Below are 794 nucleotides of genomic sequence, written 5' to 3'. Positions count from 1 at the left end.
GCCCGACCAGCAGGTTCGACTCGACAACAGCAGGATCATGACTTACCGTGAGCATCAGCGCGGCCTTACGCGTTAGAACGGCCCGGCGTGATCCTTCAAGATTGCACGCCGGGCCATTTGTCTATCCGGACATCGTCAGCCTGACGCCGCCGACGAACCGATACCAAATCCTGACGCGCTAAAACCCATCGTCACCGGGGAAGACGCCCACATCGTCACCCCGAGAGACGTTCAACAGTCGATACCACTACGGGCGCTAACGCAGGCCCGTAGGCGGAACCCTCAGTGACACGCCGGAGCGCGCGAGGCGCGTCCCGGTAAGTGGTGCATTTCTGCGGCACTTCTGCGCCGGTTGCGCATTGTGCGGAATTAAACGGAGACGAGTTGCGCGCGTGGACGCGCCTCTTCTGTTCTGATGCCGGCCGGTGGCAAGTTCGGGTAACCAACCGGAGAGGAGATGCGCCGCAGTGACCGATCCACCGCGCACCCGACATTCTCACAGCCCATCTCTATTCCACATACGTACGGCTTGAGGGTGATGGAGTCGTGGCCGCACGATATGGTTCAAAATTATGACCTCATCAGCCACTCGCTTCACTCCGCGTTGGGTTTGGGCTGCGGTACTTACGTCGCTGCCAGCGCTGACGATTCTCCTGACGTTTCTACTCGAACGAAACACCCTCCCATCGGAATTACCGAGCCACTGGTCCAGCTCCGGTGAAGTCGATGGAACCTCGACAACATGGATTCTGTTTGCGTTGATGCTGCTGATCGCGGTCGTGGTGGCAGGCCTG

At 59.6% G+C, this 794-nt stretch carries 1 protein-coding gene; it reads left to right on the top strand.

Annotated elements, in window-relative coordinates; all coding sequences use genetic code 11:
• Positions 1-572 precede the first annotated feature (572 nt).
• The coding region (locus tag JF66_RS19290; protein ID WP_035880503.1) for a DUF1648 domain-containing protein at positions 573-794 on the top strand (222 nt) is incomplete at its 3' end.

It is taken from the genome of Cryobacterium sp. MLB-32 (assembly GCF_000738085.1).
Lineage (GTDB): Bacteria > Actinomycetota > Actinomycetes > Actinomycetales > Microbacteriaceae > Cryobacterium.
This window is presented reverse-complemented; position numbering and strand designations above follow the sequence as displayed.